This window comes from Kitasatospora sp. NPDC049258 (assembly GCF_040678895.1).
Taxonomy (GTDB): domain Bacteria; phylum Actinomycetota; class Actinomycetes; order Streptomycetales; family Streptomycetaceae; genus Kitasatospora.
The window spans coordinates 1-13,109 of sequence record NZ_JBFAQT010000051.1; the positions used below are offsets into that span (position 1 = coordinate 1).

At 71.9% G+C, this 13,109-nt stretch carries 12 protein-coding genes; 4 read left to right on the forward strand and 8 right to left on the reverse strand.

The window, feature by feature from the left end; translation table 11 throughout:
- Window positions 1–217 precede the first annotated feature (217 nt).
- The gene (locus AB0K43_RS28365) at window positions 218–1,393 is read right to left on the reverse strand and encodes an LCP family protein (protein WP_363644680.1); all 1,176 of its coding nucleotides are present in this window, start codon (window positions 1,391–1,393) and stop codon (window positions 218–220) included.
- Window positions 1,394–1,611: 218 nt separating this feature from the next.
- Here AB0K43_RS28365 and AB0K43_RS28370 point away from each other — a divergent pair, with 218 nt between their 5' ends.
- Both AB0K43_RS28370 and AB0K43_RS28375 read left to right on the forward strand, forming a co-directional pair.
- Window positions 1,612–2,955 (forward strand): UDP-glucose/GDP-mannose dehydrogenase family protein, encoded by a 1,344-nt coding sequence (locus tag AB0K43_RS28370; protein ID WP_363644682.1) that lies wholly within the window; start codon window positions 1,612–1,614, stop codon window positions 2,953–2,955.
- Between the two features lie 123 nt (window positions 2,956–3,078).
- Window positions 3,079–3,489, forward strand: a complete 411-nt coding sequence (locus tag AB0K43_RS28375; RefSeq protein WP_363644684.1) for a CoA-binding protein — start codon at window positions 3,079–3,081, stop codon at window positions 3,487–3,489.
- Here the strand turns inward: AB0K43_RS28375 and AB0K43_RS28380 are convergent.
- Genes AB0K43_RS28380 through AB0K43_RS28395 form a run of 4 tightly spaced genes read right to left on the reverse strand, consistent with a single transcriptional unit; the run spans window position 3,486 to window position 7,189 of the window.
- Window positions 3,486–4,307, reverse strand: a complete 822-nt coding sequence (locus AB0K43_RS28380) for a MerR family transcriptional regulator (RefSeq protein WP_363644686.1) — start codon at window positions 4,305–4,307, stop codon at window positions 3,486–3,488. The genes AB0K43_RS28375 and AB0K43_RS28380 overlap by 4 nt on opposite strands.
- Window positions 4,308–4,341: 34 nt before the next feature.
- Window positions 4,342–5,538 carry a dipeptidase gene (locus tag AB0K43_RS28385; protein ID WP_363644688.1) on the reverse strand — a complete coding sequence of 399 codons (1,197 nt, stop codon included), beginning with the start codon at window positions 5,536–5,538 and terminating at the stop codon, window positions 4,342–4,344.
- Window positions 5,539–5,576: 38 nt separating this feature from the next.
- Window positions 5,577–6,101 carry a 5-(carboxyamino)imidazole ribonucleotide mutase gene (purE, locus tag AB0K43_RS28390; protein WP_363644690.1) on the reverse strand — a complete coding sequence of 175 codons (525 nt, stop codon included), beginning with the start codon at window positions 6,099–6,101 and terminating at the stop codon, window positions 5,577–5,579.
- A complete protein-coding gene (locus AB0K43_RS28395) occupies window positions 6,098–7,189 on the reverse strand; it encodes a 5-(carboxyamino)imidazole ribonucleotide synthase (RefSeq protein ID WP_363644753.1) in 1,092 nt (363 codons plus the stop codon). The genes purE and AB0K43_RS28395 overlap by 4 nt, the downstream gene beginning before the upstream one ends.
- Window positions 7,190–7,474: 285 nt before the next feature.
- On the opposite strand from AB0K43_RS28395, the gene AB0K43_RS28400 reads away from it, so the two are divergent.
- Window positions 7,475–8,011 (forward strand): GtrA family protein, encoded by a 537-nt coding sequence (locus AB0K43_RS28400; protein WP_363644692.1) that lies wholly within the window; start codon window positions 7,475–7,477, stop codon window positions 8,009–8,011.
- A gap of 10 nt (window positions 8,012–8,021) precedes the next feature.
- Here AB0K43_RS28400 and AB0K43_RS28405 read toward each other — a convergent pair whose 3' ends face one another.
- Together AB0K43_RS28405 and AB0K43_RS28410 are read right to left on the reverse strand one after the other, a co-directional pair.
- Window positions 8,022–9,257, reverse strand: a complete 1,236-nt coding sequence (locus AB0K43_RS28405) for an ATP-binding protein (protein ID WP_363644694.1) — start codon at window positions 9,255–9,257, stop codon at window positions 8,022–8,024.
- A 19-nt stretch (window positions 9,258–9,276) separates the two neighbouring features.
- Window positions 9,277–9,951, reverse strand: a complete 675-nt coding sequence (locus AB0K43_RS28410) for a response regulator transcription factor (protein WP_033818466.1) — start codon at window positions 9,949–9,951, stop codon at window positions 9,277–9,279.
- Between the two features lie 396 nt (window positions 9,952–10,347).
- On the opposite strand from AB0K43_RS28410, the gene AB0K43_RS28415 reads away from it, so the two are divergent.
- Window positions 10,348–11,853, forward strand: coding sequence for an oligopeptide:H+ symporter (locus AB0K43_RS28415; RefSeq protein ID WP_363644697.1), 1,506 nt, complete (start codon window positions 10,348–10,350; stop codon window positions 11,851–11,853).
- Between the two features lie 64 nt (window positions 11,854–11,917).
- Here AB0K43_RS28415 and hutI read toward each other — a convergent pair whose 3' ends face one another.
- A complete protein-coding gene (gene hutI / locus AB0K43_RS28420) occupies window positions 11,918–13,084 on the reverse strand; it encodes an imidazolonepropionase (protein WP_363644699.1) in 1,167 nt (388 codons plus the stop codon).
- Window positions 13,085–13,109: the final 25 nt, after the last annotated feature.

Genomic DNA, 13,109 nt, shown 5'->3' on the forward strand with positions numbered 1-13,109 from the left:
CCGCCGCGAACGGAGCGATCTTCGCCTCCGCCAGCGAACGCACCGCCGCACGGAGCATCTCGTGCTCCTCGCTGAGCCGGAAGAGGTCGAAGTCCGCCCCGGAGCTGCCCGCCATGTGACACAACCCTTCGTACGTTCATTACCGTTCAGTAGTAACGGACATCCTAGGCTCGGCCGCGGGCCCGGCACAGGTGAGATGGGTGACACGGCGGACGGCTCAGCGCACGCTCTCCCCCAGGGTGTCGCTGGTGGTCCGGTGCTGGGCGAGGTAGTCGGTCATCCGGTCGTTGCGGATGGCCTCCCAGAGGGTGGCGGAGGCCGCGGTGTCGAGCTTCACCACGTCCTGGCCGCCGATGTTGTCGAAGCCGCCGAACGGCGCGTTCATGAAGCGGACGTCGTCCGGACGGACGTCACGCAGGCTCCACCCCAGGTCGTAGAGGTCGGAGTTGCTGAGCCGGTCATCGACGCTGACCACGTCGCCGACGGCCTGCAGCAGGCCGGTGAGCCGGCCCGGATTGCCGAGCGTGCCGGCGTTCATGGTCTGGATCATCAGGGCGCGCAGGAAGTTCTGCTGGCGCTTGGTGCGGTCCAGGTCGCCGTTGGGCAGCCCGTGCCGCTCGCGGACGTAGAGCAGGGCCTGCTCGCCGCTCATGTGGTGGGTGCCCTTGAGCCACTCGCGGGCGTCGCCCTTGGCCTCGATGGTCTGCGGGATGGTGATGTCGACCCCGCCGACGGCGTCGGTGAGCTTCTTGAAGCCGTTCCAGTCGATCACCGCGATGTGGTCGATCCGGATGCCGGTGAGCTTCTGGACGGTGTCGACCATCAGCGGCGGGCCGCCCCAGGAGTAGGCCGCGTTGATCTTCGCCATGCCGTGGCCGGGCACCGGCACCCAGGTGTCCCGGGCTATCGAGACCAGCGAGACGCTCTTCCGGTCCGCCGAGAGGTGCATCAGCATCATGGTGTCGCTCCGGCTCGCGCCCTCCTTCCAGGCGGGGGCCTTGGCCTGGCCGCCGGTGGTGGGCACGTCCGAGCGGGCGTCCAGGCCGACCAGCAGGAAGGTGGTGCCGGTACCGGGGACGGGCTTGGGCTGGGCGGACTCGGGGACGCTGGGGAAGGCGCCGGGGATCCGCTCGACCGAGGAGGCGTAGTGCTCGGCCGTCCAGTAGATCCCGCCGATGCCGCCGCCGACCATCACCAGCAGGGTGGCCAAGGTCCAGATCAGCACCCGCCTGGTCCGGCGGCGACGCCGGCCGCGGCCCGCCGCGGCCTCCGGGCTCTCCTCCTCGGGCGGCCCGTCGGCCTCGCCCCGCCCGTCCGCCTGGCCCCGTCCATCGAAAAGGCTCAGCGACCTGGGCTGCCCGTCCGCCCCGTCCTCGTGCTCCCGCGCGTCCATGGGCGGCATTCTGTCGGTCCTCCCACCGCCGCGGTATTGAAACTTCAGTTCCCACCGCGACCGATACGCGCAGGTGGTCATCCCGTTACCCAGAGCGTCGAACGCCGCTTCGGGGGGACCGGCCCCTGGCCCGGCGTCCGGCGGATACCATCGGGGCCTGCGGCCTCGGGTCTCCGACGACCCGCCCGGCCAGAGTCCCGACCACAAAGGGGAAGCACGTGACCCTCCGGCTCACCGTGATCGGTACCGGCTACCTCGGCGCCACGCACGCCGCCTGCATGGCGGAGCTCGGCTTCGAGGTGCTCGGCCTGGACATCGACCCGGAGAAGGTGGCGGCGCTGTCGGCGGGCCGGGTGCCGATGTACGAGCCGGGTCTGGCCGACCTGTTGGTCAAGCACGTGGCCGGCCACGAGGGCTCGACCGGGCGGCTGCGTTTCACCGACTCCCCGCAGGAGGTCGCCGAGTTCGGCGACGTGCACTTCATCTGCGTGAACACCCCGCAGAAGAAGGGCGAGTTCGCGGCCGACATGTCGTACGTCGACGCCGCGCTGGACTCGCTGGCCCCGCACCTGACCCGGCCGACCCTGGTGGTCGGCAAGTCGACCGTGCCGGTCGGCAGCGCGGCCCGGCTGGCCGAGCGGCTGGCCGCGCTGGCCCCGGCCGGCGAGGCCGCCGAGCTGGCCTGGAACCCGGAGTTCCTGCGCGAGGGCTACGCGGTCGGCGACACCCTGCACCCGGACCGGCTGGTGGTCGGCGTGCGCAGCGAGCGGGCCGAGCAGCTGCTGCGCGAGGTCTACGCGACGCCGATCGCCGAGGGCGTGCCCTTCGTGGTGACCGACTTCCCGACCGCCGAGCTGGTCAAGGCCGCCGCCAACTCCTTCCTCGCCACCAAGATCTCGTTCATCAACGCGATGGCCGAGGTCTGCGAGAGCGCGGGCGCGGACGTGGTCCAGCTCAGCCGGGCGCTGGCGCACGACGAGCGGATCGGCGGCAAGTTCCTCAACGCCGGCCTGGGCTTCGGCGGCGGCTGCCTGCCCAAGGACATCCGGGCGTTCATGGCCCGGGCCGGGGAGCTGGGCGCCGACCAGGCGCTGACCTTCCTGCGCGAGGTCGACTCGATCAACATGCGGCGCCGCTCCCGGATGGTCGAGCTGGCCCGGGAGCAGTGCGGCGGCGGCTTCCTCGGCCGCCGGGTGGCGGTGCTGGGCGCCGCCTTCAAGCCCAACTCGGACGACATCCGGGACTCGCCCGCGCTCAACGTGGCCGGGCAGATCCAGCTGCAGGGCGCACAGGTCACGGTGTACGACCCGAAAGCGATGGACAACGCCCGCAAGATGTTCCCGAGCCTCGCCTACGCGGCGACGGCGACGGAGGCCGTCGAGGGCGCGCACGTGGTGCTGCACCTGACCGAGTGGCAGGAGTTCCGCGAGCTGGACCCGGCCGTGCTGGGCGAGCTGGTGGCCGAGCGCCGGATACTGGACGGCCGCAACATCCTGGACGTCGAGCGCTGGCGGGCGGCCGGCTGGACGTACCGGGCGATGGGCCGGCCCGGCGCGGAGTAGCGGCCGGCCGAGCACGGGCCGGCCCGGCATAGGGCCCGGCAAAAGGCCCGGCAAAAGGCCCGGCGAAAGGCCCGGCGAAAGGCCCGGCGGAATGCGCTGCCCCGCGCGGTCGTTGGCCCTGGCATGAGCTACGGAGACCGGGAAACGGTCCGCAGGATCCTCCAGGACAGCGGCGACACCTGGGCGGTGGTCGGCCTGTCGAACAACACCCGCCGGGCCGCGTACGGGGTCGCCCAGGTGCTCCGGCGGGCGGGCAAGCGGGTGGTGCCGGTGCACCCCAAGGCCGAGACGGTGCTGGGCGAGCAGGGGTACGCCACGCTCGCCGACATCCCGTTCGGGGTCGACGTGGTGGACGTGTTCGTGAACAGCGGCCTGGCCGGCGAGGTCGCCGACCAGGCCGTGGCGGTGGGCGCGAAGGCGGTCTGGTACCAGCTCGACGTGATCGACGAGGCCGCCTACGCGCGCACCACGGCCGCCGGGCTGGACATGGTCATGGACCGCTGCCCGGCGATCGAGCTGCCCCGGCTCGGCTAGCCGATCGGCACCGCGATGTCGCAGACCGGATCGCCCGGGGCGGCCGCGTCCCAGTTCACGAAGTAGACCTCGCGGGGCCCGGCGGTGACCGCTTCGTCGTGCTCCTTGGCCCACTGGAAGACGGCGTCGTAGGCCGAGAGGATCTGCGGGTACACGACCTGGGCCTTGGTGATGGTGGTGTAGGCCTCGCGGTGGGCCGGCTCGATGCGGCCCGCCGCCCCGACCTCGGCCGCGCGGGCCGGGTCGACCGGGACGCACACCTCCGCCGGCCCGTCGCTGTCGTCGTTGACCTCGCCGTGGTAGACCACGAACGGCGCCCCGAACACGCCGCCGAGGGCCTCGGCAGCGGCGAACAGCCGCTCGCAGGCCGTCGGGATCCAGGTCGGCAGCTCCTCCGGCCGGACGTGCCGCCGCTCGGTGAGCACCAGCTGCTCGGGCACCTCACGCTGCTGAATGTCGAACATGTCCAGAATCCCTTCGCCACCGGTCAGTTGGATGCGGAGGTAGGCGGCCAGCTCGCGCTGGGCGGCGGTCCGGCGTTCGACCCGCTCCCAGTACTCGGCGACCAGCGCGGCAGCCTGCGGCCCGGGCGCGGCCAGCACCTCGGCCACCGCCGCGAGCGGCATGTCCAGGCCGCGCAGCAGCCTGATCCGCCGGGCGTCGACCAGCCGGCTCTCGCGGTAGTAGCGGTAGCCGGTGACCGGATCGACCCGGTCGGGCCGCAGCACGCCCTGACTGTCGTACAGCCGGAGCGCCTTCTGCGACAGCCGGGACCGGCGCGCGAACGCTCCGATGCCCAGCAGGGCGTCCTCCTCCACGTCCTGCACGCTGCCGTCTGCCCCAGGGGGAAGGTCAACCACGGCCGTCGAGCCGGTCGATGGTGGCCAGGGAGGGGCCGGTGGTCGGCCGGAGGTCGGCGGCCACGTCCTCGGCCGCCCGCAGCACCCGGACCGCGTTGTGCCAGGTGAGCTTCCCGAGATCGGCCTCGGACCAGCCCCGGCCGAGCAGTTCGGCGATCAGGTTGGGGTAGCCGGCGACGTCGCCGAGGCCCTCGGGCAGGAAGGCGGTGCCGTCGAAGTCGCCACCGATGCCGATGTGGTCGATCCCGGCCACCTCCCGCATGTGGTCCAGGTGGTCGGCCACGGTGGCCACGGTGGCGACCGGCCGCGGGTGGGCGGCCTCGTACGCGTGCTGGACCGCCATCGCCTCCGGGGTGGTCTCCAGCGGGTGGAAGCCGTGGGCGCGCAGGTTCTCGTCGGCGGCGGCGGTCCACTCGATGGCCGCCGGCAGGATGAACTTCGGTACGAAGGTGGCCATCGCCAGGCCGCCGTTGGCGGGCAGCTGGGCGAGCACGTCGTCCGGCACGTTGCGCGGGTGGTCGCAGACGGCGCGGGCGGAGGAGTGCGAGAAGATCACCGGCGCGACCGAGACCCGCAGCGCCGCCCGCATGGTGTCGGCCGAGACGTGCGAGAGGTCGACCAGCATCCCGAGCCGGTTCATCTCCCGCACCACCTCCTCGCCGAAGGCGGTCAGGCCGCCCACGGCCCGGACATCGGTGGCGGAGTCGGCCCACGGCAGGTTGTCGTTGTGGGTCAGCGTCAGGTAGCGCACGCCCAGTTCGAACATCATCCGCAGGGTGCCCAGCGAGCAGTTGATCGAGTGCCCGCCCTCCGCACCGATCAGCGAGGCGATCCGGCCACCGGCCCGGGCCGCCTCCATGTCGTCGGCGGTGCGGGCCAGTTGCAGCACCGCCGCGTGGCGCTGGGCCATCGTCCGGACGAAGTCGACCTGTTCGAGGGTGGCGCTGACGGCCTGGTCGCCCGTGTAGTCGGAGCGCACGAAGACCGACCAGAACTGCGCACCGACCCCGCCGGCGCGCAGCCGGACGAGGTCGGTGTGCAACCGGCCGCTCTGGTCCGCCGTCAGGTCGAGGGCGTCCAGGTCGTAGCCGGCCTGGACGCGCATCGCCCAGGGGAGGTCGTTGTGGCCGTCCACCACCGGGGTGTCGCGGAGCACGGCACGGGCGCGATCGAGCAGTTCAGAGGTCATGCCCCTGTTCTACCGCCTGCCCCCGCGGGGCGGAGCGGCTACTTGCCGAAGCCGAACGAGCCGGAGCCGGCCACCTTGGCCCGCAGCTTCTTGCCCTTCTCGGTGGCCTGGGTGTTCAGGTCGGCCTGGAACTCGACCATCCGCTCGGCCAGCTCGGGGTCGAAGGCGGCCAGCATCCGGACCGCCAGCAGCCCGGCGTTGCGCGCCCCGGCGACCGAGACGGTGGCCACCGGCACGCCGGCCGGCATCTGCACGATGGAGAGCAGGCTGTCCATCCCGTCGAGGTAGCGCAGCGGCACCGGGACGCCGATCACCGGCAGCGGGGTGACCGAGGCCAGCATGCCCGGCAGGTGGGCCGCTCCGCCCGCGCCCGCGATGATCGCCTTCAGGCCGCGCTGGTGCGCCCGCTCGCCGTACGCCACCATCTCGCGCGGCATCCGGTGCGCGGAGACCACGTCGACCTCGTACGGGATCTCGAACTCGTCCAGGGCCTGGGCGGCCGCCTCCATCACGGGCCAGTCGGAGTCCGAGCCCATGACGATGCCGATGATCGGGTCAGTCATTCTGTGATGGTCCCTCGCAGGTAGGCGGCCGCGTGGCGGGCGCGCTCGCGGACGTCGTCGAGGTCGTCCCCGAAGACGTTGACGTGGCCGACCTTACGGCCGGGCTTCACGTCCTTCCCGTACATGTGGATCCGCAGGCCGGGATCGCGGGCCATGCAGTGCAGGAAGGCGTGGTACATGTCGGGGTAGTCGCCGCCGAGGACGTTGACCATCACGGTCCACCTCGCGCGCGGGCGCGGGTCCCCCAGCGGGAGGTCCAGGACGGCTCGCAGGTGGTTCTCGAACTGCGAGGTGACGGAGCCGTCCTGGGTCCAGTGGCCGGAGTTGTGCGGGCGCATGGCCAGCTCGTTGACCAGGATCCGGCCGTCGCGGGTCTGGAACAGCTCGACCGCCAGGTGACCGGTGATGTCCAGCTCGCCGGCGATCCGCAGGGCCAGCGCCTGGGCCTCGCCGGCGAGTTCCGGGTCCAGCTCCGGTGCGGGCGCGGTGACCTCGGCGCAGACGCCGTTCTCCTGCACGCTCTCCACCACCGGGTACGCCACGGCCTGGCCGCTGGGCGAGCGGACCACGTTGGCCGCCAGCTCGCGCAGGAAGTCGACCTTCTCCTCGGCCAGCACCGGCACGCCGGCCAGGAACGGCGCGGCGGCCTCCTGCTCGTCGTCGACGACCCAGACGCCCTTGCCGTCGTAGCCGCCCCGGACGGTCTTCAGCACCACCGGGTAGCCCGCGCCCTCGGCGGCGAACGCCGAGACGTCGGCCGGGTCGGCGACCAGCCGGTGGCGCGGGCAGGGCACGCCGATCGAGTCCAGCTTCGCCCGCATCACGCCCTTGTCCTGGGCGTTCACCAGCGCGTCGGGGCCCGGGCGGACGGCGATGCCGTCGGCCTGGAGCGCCCGCAGGTGCTCGGTGGGGACGTGCTCGTGGTCGAAGGTGATCACGTCACAGCCGGCCGCGAACCGGCGCAGCGTTTCGAGGTCACGGTAGTCACCGAGGACCACGTCGGAGACCACCTGCGCGGCGGAGTCCTGAGGGGTGTCGGCGAGGAGCTTGAACCGGATGCCCAGCGGGATGCCCGCCTGGTGCGCCATCCGCGCCAGCTGTCCGCCGCCGATCACACCGACCACTGGAAAATTTGCCTTGCCCGCGAGAGTCACGCCGCCCAGGATATCCGGGCCGGTCATCGCGGGTGCACCGGCCGCCCGCGGGGCGGTGGGCGGCTGCCGGGGTGCGGACGGGGCGCCGGGGAGCGAGTAGCCTGGATGGCCGGGCCCCACGAAGCACAATCCGATCATCTGTGTATCTGGGGGTACCGCCCGTGCCGCCGCGGCACGTGCACGGCATCCTACGCAGGCGAGCACAGGAGACAGTCGGGTATGACGACCACCACCGCGCCGAAGCCGTCGCTCGTGAACCGCGTCCGCGGGGTCTCGGGCGAGGTGGTGAAGTTCGGGATCGTCGGGCTGAGCGGCGTCGTCGTCAACTTCATCGTCTTCTGGGCCTGCATCAACGGCCTCGGGCTGGCCTCGCTGCGCTCCAACGTCGCCGCCACCCTGGTCGCCATCGCGACCAACTACCTCGGCTACCGCTACTGGCTCTACCGCGACCGGGACGCGGCCTCGCGCAAGCGCGAGATCACCCTGTTCCTGCTGTTCAGCGGCGCGGGCATGCTGATCGAGACCGGGATCCTCGGATTCTCGGTCTACGTCCTCGGGCTGACCACGCACGTGGAGCAGCTCGCCGCCAAGGTGGTCGGGCTCGCCGCCGGCACGGTGTTCCGGTTCTTCTCGTACCGCACCTGGGTGTTCAAGGCGCTGCCGGAGCTGGCCGAACCCGCCGAGCCCGAGGCGGTGGTGGCCGAGGCCGAGCTGGTACTGGCCGCCAAGCGGCAGCCGTTCGTCGAGCAGCGCTAGGGCCGACGACCTAGCGGCTCAGCCCCACGAAGAGCGCGAACACCGGTGGCTGGAGCGAGAGCAGTTCCAGCCGGCCGCCGTCCGCCTCCGCCAGGTCGCGGGCGACCGCCAGGCCGATGCCGGTGGAGTTGCGGCCGCTGACCGCCCGTTCGAAGACCCGGTTGCCCAGCTCCGGCGGCACCCCGGCGCCCTCGTCCTGGACCTCGGCGACGATCGAGCTGCCCGAGCGGCGCACCCGCAGGGTGATGGTGCCCGCGCCGTGCATCAGCGAGTTCTCGATCAGGGTGGCCAGCACCTGCGCCAGGGTGCCGGGGGTGCCGGTCACATGGGCACCCTGGAGCCCCTCGATGACCAGCCGCCGCCCGCTGTCGCGCAGCGGCGGCCCCCACTCCTCGACCTGCTGCTTGATCACCTCGTCGAGCGGGAAACCGACCGCGGCCGGGCTGCTGCGGTCGCGCTGGTTGGTGAGCAGCCGCTGCACCACATCGGTCAGCCGCTCGACCTGCTGGAGGCCGATCGCGGCCTCCTCCCGTACCGTCCCCGGGTCCTCGGCGAGTGCGGTGATCTCCTCCAGCCGCATCGAGAGCGCGGTCAGCGGGGTGCGCAGCTGGTGGGAGGCGTCGGCGGCGAGCCGGCGCTCGGCGGTGAGCATCCGGGCGATCCGCTCGGCGCTGGCGTCCAGCACCTCGGCGACCCGGTCGAGCTCGGGGACGCCGTAGCGGCGGTCGCGCGGGCGCGGGTCACCGGAGCCGAGCCGCTCGGCGGTCTCGGCGAGGTCGGTGAGCGGGCGGGCCAGCCGCTTGGCCTGCCAGACCGCGAGGGCCACGGCGGCCTGGACGGCGAGCAGCGCGACCACCCCGAGCAGCAGCAGCATGTTGCCGATCTCGTGGTCGACCGCCTCGCGGGACTGCATCACGGTCACGGTCTCGCCGCTCGCGCCCTCCTCGGTGGCGGTCAGCGCGGCGCCCTGCACCGGCCGGCCGGCCGCGATCAGCGGCTGCCCGGGGATGTCCACCAGGACGAACGAGCCGTCGGTGACCTGGGCGGCGAACTTCTCGCCGGTGACCGGCTCGCCCGCGGCCAGCCGGCTCTCCACCAGGCCCAGCACCCGGACGGCCGCCGCGTCGACCCGGTCGTTGGCCGCGCTGACGATGCTCTGCTTCTCGATCAGGGCCAGCGGCACGCAGAACACCGCGACCACCACCAGGACCACACCCAGCAGCGAATTGATCATCCTGCGCTTCACGCCGGGCGGTCCTTCGTCGTCAGTTCTTCTCGAAGCGGAAGCCCACACCGCGGACGGTGGCGATGTAGCGCGGATTGGCCGCGTCGTCGCCGAGCTTCTTGCGCAGCCAGGAGATGTGCATGTCCAGGGTCTTGGTCGAGGTCCACCAGGTGGTGTCCCAGACCTGGCGCATGATCTCCTCGCGGGTGACCACCCGGCCGGCGTCCCGGACCAGCACCCGCAGCAGCTCGAACTCCTTGGCGGAGAGGGTGAGCTCCTCCTCGCCGAGCCAGGCCCGGTGCGACTCGATGTCGATCTTCACGCCGTGCGCGCCGGTGGTCAGCTGGTCCACGTTGCCGCGGCGCAGCAGCGCCCGGACCCGGGCGAGCAGCTCGGCCAGCCGGAACGGCTTGGTCACGTAGTCGTCGGCACCCGCGTCCAGGCCGACCACGGTGTCCACCTCGTCGGCGCGCGCGGTGAGGACCAGGACCGGGAAGCTCTTGCCGTCGGCGCGCAGCCGTCGGCAGACCTCCAGGCCGTCCATCTCGGGCAGGCCGAGGTCCAGGACGATGAGGTCGACCTCCTCGGTGAGCCCCGCCCCCAGCGCGGCGGGCCCGTCCTCGCGGACCAGCACCTCATAGCCCTCCCGGCGCAGCGCGCGGGCCAGCGGTTCGGAGATTGCCGGGTCGTCCTCGGCCAGCAGCACACAGGTCATGGGCTGATGGTAGACCGCCGGGCGCCCCCCGATCAGGGAGCGTATCGGCCCTTGACCTCCGCATGACCTGCCGACGGGGCAACCATGGCAGGCCCCGTGCGGCCTGTGAACTAGTTCACAGGCTGTGATCGCCCGTTCGGCCCCGCCATGGTTTCGAAGGCTCGGTCACTCGCCGTCGTTCACCGAAGATTTCCACGTGCTACCTTCACTTCAAAGGACATTTTCCGCTTGGGCCATTGAATTGGCACCCCAGGGCCAGCTGAGCTTTGCTTGCGCGTTACCTGGTCTGCGAGGTTTGTCCGTCCATGTCATGGAATACCGCCACGTACAGTGGTTTGGTCCCCGTCCGCCTCCACCCCCCTTGGCGGACGAAGTCAGGCAAGGAACCCACGACACATGGCGTCTACCACCCTGGACCCCGGCATTCAGTCGGCTCCCCCCAGCGGCAAGACCTTTCTCGGGCACCCCCGGGGCCTCGCCACGCTCTTCATGACCGAGATGTGGGAGCGCTTCAGCTTCTACGGCATGCGGGCCCTGCTGGTGCTCTACCTGGTCGCCGACCACGCGGACGGCGGCCTGGAGTACAAGGCGGCCGTCGGCGCCGCGATCGTCAGCGTCTACAACGCGATGGTGTACCTGACCGCGCTTCCCGGCGGCTGGATCGCGGACCGCTTCTGGGGACCGCGCAAGACCGTGGCGGTCGGCGGCGGGATCATCATGGTCGGCCACTTCCTGCTGGCCGTGCCCGGCTCCGCGCTGTTCTTCGCCGGACTCGCCTTCATCGCGGTCGGCTCCGGCCTGCTGAAGTCCAACATCTCGACCATGGTCGGCCACCTCTACGACGGGCCGAACGACCCGCGCCGCGACGGTGGCTTCACCATCTTCTACATGGGCATCAACCTCGGTGCCTTCGCCGCCCCGCTGGTCATCGGCACGGTCGGCCAGAAGGTCGACTGGCACCTCGGTTTCGCGCTGGCCGGCGTCGGCATGGCCCTGGGCCTGGCCCAGTACCTGCTGGGCACCCGCCACCTCAGCGCGCAGAGCAACGTGGTGAACTCGCCGATCTCCCCGGCCGAGAAGCGCTCCGTCCTGCGCAAGGCCGCGCTGTGGCTGGCCGCCGCCGCGGTGTTCTACGCCGTGGTCGCGCTTTCCGGCCGCTTCACCGTCGACTGGGTGATCTGGCCGCTGTCCATCGCGGGCATCGCGATCCCGGTGATCTACTTCGCCCGGATGCAGCGGGACAAGGACCTCAGCCGGGACGAGAAGTCCAAGATGACCGGCTACATCTGGTTCTTCGTCGCGGCCGCCGTGTTCTGGATGATCTACGACCAGTCCAGCTCGACGCTGAACATCTTCGCCACCGACAGCACCTCCTCCACGCTGTTCGGCTTCGACTTCCCGTCCAGCTGGTTCCAGTCGCTGAACCCGCTCTACATCATGGCGCTGGCCCCGGTCTTCGCCTGGCTATGGGTCTGGCTGTCCCGGCGCGGCAAGAACCCCAGCACCACCGTCAAGTTCGCCATCGGCCTGCTGATGATCGGCGCCTCGTTCCTGGTGATGATGCTGGCGATGGCCGCCGCCTCCGGCGGTGCCAAGGTCTCGCCGCTGTGGCTGGCCATGGTCTACCTGATCCAGACCGTCGGTGAGCTGACCCTCTCCCCGGTCGGCCTGTCGGTCACCACCAAGCTGGCCCCGGCCAAGTACGCCAGCCAGATGATGGGCCTGTGGTTCCTCGCCGTCACGGCGGGCGACTGCGTGGCCGCCGTGGTGCAGCTGGTGATGGGCGACTCGACCGGCTCCACCTGGTACTTCGCCTCCCAGGGCGTGCTGGCGATCATCGCGGGCGTCGCGCTGTGGATGTACCGCCGCCGGGTGGTCGCCCTGATGGGCGACGTGCACTGACCCGACCGCTGCACGCCGAAGGGCCGGTACCCGCGACGGGTACCGGCCCTTCGGCGTGGACGGATCAGAACTCGCGCGCCCCGGCCCGCCAGACCGCGGCGGTGAGCGGCACCCCCGGCCGGTAGGCCAGGTGGACGTGCGAGGGGGCCTCCAGCAGCAGCAGGTCGGCCCGGGCCCCGGGGGTGATGACGCCGACGTCGCCGCGGCGCAGCGCCTTGGCCCCGCCCGCGGTGGCGGCGTGCACCGCCTCGTCCGGGGTCATCCCCATCTCGCGGACCGCGACCGCGATGCAGAAGGCCATCGAGCTGGTGAAGCTGGAGCCGGGGTTGCAGTCGGTGGAGAGCGCGACGGTCGCCCCCGCGTCCAGCAGCCGGCGGGCGTTCGGGTACTCCGCGCGGGTGGAGAACTCGGCGCCGGGCAGCAGGGTGGCCACCGTCTCGGAGCCGGCCAGCGCCGCGACGTCCTCGTCGGTCAGGTGGGTGCAGTGGTCCGCCGAGGCGGCGCCCAGCTCCACCGCCAGCTGCACGCCGGGCCCGTACGAGAGCTGGTTGGCGTGCACCCGCGGGATCAGGCCGCGCTTGGCGCCCGCGGTGAGGACGGCGCGGGCCTGGTCGCCGTCGAAGGCGCCCCGCTCGCAGAAGACGTCCACCCAGCGGGCGTGCGGGGCGCAGGCGTCCAGCATCTCGCCGGTCACCAGGTCGACGTAGCCGGCCGGGTCGTCGGCGAACTCCGGGGCGACCACGTGGGCGCCCAGGTAGGTGGTCTCGGGGGTGTGCGAGGCCGCGATCCGCAGGGCGCGGGCCTCGTCGGCGACGGTCAGGCCGTAGCCGGACTTGCACTCCACGGTGGTGGTGCCCTGGTGCAGCGCCTCGCGCAGGAAGCGCACCAGGTTGGCGTCCAGCTCGGCGTCGGTGGCCGCCCGGGTGGCGGCGACCGTGGTGCGGATCCCGCCGGCGCTGTAGGCCTGGCCGGACATCCGGGCGTTGAACTCGGCGGTGCGGTCGCCCGCGAAGACCAGGTGGGCGTGCGAGTCGACGAAGCCGGGCAGCAGCGCGCGGTGCCTGGCGTCGTAGCGCTCGTCGGCGGCGGGCGCGGACGCGGCCGGGCCCACCCAGGCGATCCGGCTGCCCTCGACGACCACGGCGGCGTCCTGGAGCAGGCCCAGCGGGCCCGTTCCGAGCGCGGGGTCGTTGGTCACCAGGGTGCCGATATCGGTGATCAGGAGGCTCAAGGGGACCCTTTCACGTCGGGTTCAC